Source organism: Flavobacterium silvaticum, from assembly GCF_012911565.1.
In the GTDB taxonomy this organism is placed as follows: Bacteria; Bacteroidota; Bacteroidia; order Flavobacteriales; family Flavobacteriaceae; genus Flavobacterium; species Flavobacterium silvaticum.
This window is the reverse complement of record NZ_JAAMPU010000079.1, coordinates 1-3,857: the sequence shown is the minus strand read 5'-3', so window position 1 is coordinate 3,857 and position 3,857 is coordinate 1. Positions and strand designations below refer to the sequence as shown.

The window sequence follows — 3,857 nt, the reverse complement described above, 5'->3', positions numbered from 1 at the left end:
AGGATCAGCGTATGCGAGGCCGTCTGCGACAGACAGCCTTGGGAGATGCTCACCACATCGGCGGTGTAGACTCCCGGTGCCTGGGCATAGTACTGTGGTGCGTTCACACCAAGTGCCACCCCGCCAAGATACCATTCGTAGACATACTGCGTCGGATCAGGGATGCCCGTGATCTCAAGCAGCGTGCCCGGCGCTATAGGCGTAAGGTCCGGATACGTCACGCAGAGGATATCCTCCCCGGCTATGGCCACCTGCAGCAGCGGCTCCACCGTCAGGTCGATGGCGATGATGTCCGAACGGCACGGTGCGGCCGACAGGCTGTTGGTCACAACGGCATAGACGATCGTGGTGGCCGTATCGAAGTTCGCAGGATCGGCGATCGCATTGGCATTGGCCTGCGCATCGGCCAGGTTGGCGTAATAGGCTATGGTGAACTGCACCGGATCCTGCGTACCGAGTATCTCGGCATCGAAGGCGGTCAGGTCGAATACATGGGTCGTGCCATTGGCAGGGTCGGCGCATTGCGTGCCAGGTGCCGTCGGCTGTGTGGCAACGGCAGCTTCCTGTACGTCCAGGGTGATGGCCACCACCGTACTGTTGCAATCGCTGGCGATGTTGCTCACCACCACATAGACCTGCTGGCCGTCGGTGCCCGTGAAGGCCGTAGGATCGGCGATCGGGTTCAGTCCATTGGCGGCATCGGTGGCATCTGTGTAATAGGCGAAGGTGAAGTTCGCAGGTACCTGTGGCGCCACAAGGATAGCGGCGTTGGCCTGCGTGAGGTCGAACACCGCGGTGGTCGAGCCCGCAGCGGCACAGCCCGGAAGCGCATCCGTCGGCGTGGCCACCTGTGGCAGTTCATCCACGAACAGGTGCATCTCCACAATCACGTAGCAATGCTCCCCCTCCACGTCAAGGGTCGGCAGTTTCTCGATGCGCACCCAGACGGATCCCGTAGCGGAGGTATGGTGCGCCGGATCTGCGATCGGGCTTGTGGCCGTCTCGGCATCGGACAGGCTAAGGTAATAGCTGAAGGCCAGGTTCGGGTCGTTGTTGGCGATATACTCCTCGTTCTGCGTAAGGTCGAACTCCTCCGTACCAACGGTAGCGTCCGTATCGCAGATATGCAGGTCCTGATCGGCCGTGAGGGACACGATCGTAGGCAACGGAAGCACTTTCAGGGTCAGCGTCGTATGGCTCGTACAGCCCTCGGCGTTGGTGACCTCGATGTAGATCGTCTGGGCGTTGGCCACGTTCACGTAGGCCGAAAGGTCCGCGGCAGCGATCGCATTGGTACCGCCAAGGTAATCGGACTGGTTCGCGTAATAGGTCACCACCGATCCCGCTGGGACCGCCGGGAAGTTCACTGCGATCGATGCCGGAAGGCTCGTCAGGTCGAACGGCTCGGTGGCGATGGCAGGACCTACAGGATCCGTATCGCACTGGGACCATTGACCTATCGACACCGGAAGGGCAAGCGGGGCATTGACCTGGATCAGGAACGAACCGATGTTCGAACAGTCGTTGACGCTGCCTTCGATACGGTACCAGATCTCACCGCTGGTACCTTGGTACTGGGCCGGGTTGATGATCGGGAGCAGTCCGTCCTGGGCCGCGGCAAGGCTCGTGTAGTATTCTATCGTATAGGTACCCGTACCCGTCTGGGCGGCAAGGATATCAGCCTCGTATGCGGTAAGGTCGAACAGCGCGAATCCGTCCTGCGTATTGCCAAGGGTATCGCATACCTCAAGTGGGCCAGGCGTCACGGCTGGGATGACCGGTGCCGGGGTAACGTTCAGGGTGATCGGAAGAACGCGCTCGCAAAGCGTGGTGGCGTTCACCGCACGTACCCATACCGTATCCACGAAGGCATCGTCGTTCGTGTATGGGCTCGACAAGGCATTGACACCGTTATCGGCATCGTCCTGTGTCGGGTGGAAGGTGATGGTGATGTTCGTGTCACCCTGCTGCATATCGGCGATGAGCGCATCAAGGTCGAACTCGGCTATGCCGTCCTGGTTGCCGTCGCACAGGTTGATGCGCGGATCGTCAAGGGCAGGAAGTATAGGGCTCGGAAGCGGCTCCACGCGGATGTCCATCGTGGTGACCGATTCGCAGGCCGTGGCCACGTTGGTCACCGTGATCCAGATGGTCTGCACCGCAGGAACCTCGTTGGCGTATGCCTCAGGGGTATCGATCGGGTTGGCATGACCAAGGGCGTCGGCCTCATTCCGGTAGAAGGTCACCTCCATGCCCGTCTGGCTGCCCACGATGGCAGGGATGCGCATGGTAAGGTCGAAGACCTCCGTCTGGTCATCAGGGGTAACGCTGTCGCAGGTGGTGATCGTATCCACAGGGAAAGGAACCACGGGGAGCGGGTTCACGATGAGTTCCAGTTCCACCAGGTCGGCGCACTGGGTCACGCTGCTGTCCACGCTCACGTAGATGGTCGTGCTCGTGCTCAGGTAGGCGTCGATGCCCACGATCTCGTTGCTACCCGCAAGGTAATCCGCCTCGGTAGGCCAGAAACGCACCGTGTGGATCGTGGCGTCCAGTCCATTGAGGATATTCGGGATAGAAGAGGCAAGGTCGAAGAAGGCCTGTCCGTCCCCGTCAGGGTCGCATTCCTGCAATGGGTCGGCATCCTCGTTGGCCTCAGGTGTAGGCTTGACGATAAGGTTCAGCGTGGCGAAGCTCGGGCAGCCCGTGGCATCCGAAGTGACGCGGACATAGATCGGCTGGCCCCATTGCTGGATATTGGTATATGGATCCGTGATCGGGTTCACGTTGTTCTGGGCGTCGTCCGGCGTCTCGTGGTAGCTTACCGTAAGCCCGGGCACGATACCGCCAAGGATGTCGGCCGTGGCAAGGTTCAGGTCGAAGACCTCGAAGCCGTCGTTGTTCGGGTCGCAGCGCTCCAATGGTGTAGGGCTCGTGTTGATGGACGGGCCTTCCTCGACCTGCAGGGTAAGGGTGGTGGTCGTGGCGCAATCGGTATCCACGTTCTCAAGGCGGACGTAGATCACCGTATCGTCCGTCACGTATGGGCTCTCAAGCGGGTTTACGTCGTCGTCGGCATCCTGCTGCGTCAGGTGGTAGCTCACCGCCGTCCCCGGCACGCCGCCCGAGATGTACGGGCTGTATTCGGCGATAGGGAAAGACGCCGTATTGCTCACCCCGTCGCTGCAAAGCGTAACCGGACCGTATGGGGTGATATCCGGAAGCGGGTTCACGATCAGTCCGAAGCTCGTAACGGCATAGCAGCCCGTGGCGTATTCCAGGCGCACCCACACCGTGGCGTTGCCGCTCGTATACAACGGCCCGATCGGGTTGGTCTCATCGATCGCATCCTGTTCCGTCGCATAATACGTGATGGCAAGGCCCGTCTGTCCGTTGGCAACGATGGCATCCATCGTCGAAAGGTCGAACTGCTCCTGCGCGTCACCGGTAAGGGTGTAGTCGCAAAGCTCATAAGCATCTATAGTCGCAGGGGCCACAGGCACCGGATCCACGAACAGCTGCAATGGGGCCGTCGAGGCACAATCAGGCGCGCCCGTGTTGATCAGGCTAACGTAGATGGTCTGAGTGGCCGGGTTCGGGTTGCAGTACGTAGTGCCAACGATAGGGTTGACCTGGTTCTGCGCATCGTCGGCCGTCTCATGGAAGGTAAGCGTAAGGTTCGGATTGCCGCCAGTGATCGCGGCGATCGTGGAGGTCAGGTCGAAACAACCGATGCCGTCATTATTGTCGTCGCAGACATGCAACACAGGGAAAGAAGGGATAACAGGTGCCCCCACGACAGTCACACTCACCGTCTGGTTGATCTGCCGGATGCAGCCGTTGACGTCCGAAATGCT

General features: G+C 60.3%; 1 pseudogene. It reads right to left on the bottom strand.

Annotation, left to right across the window (positions count from 1 at the left end):
• Positions 1–3,857 (bottom strand): annotated as a pseudogene (locus tag G6047_RS00440) (hypothetical protein); the annotation flags it as partial.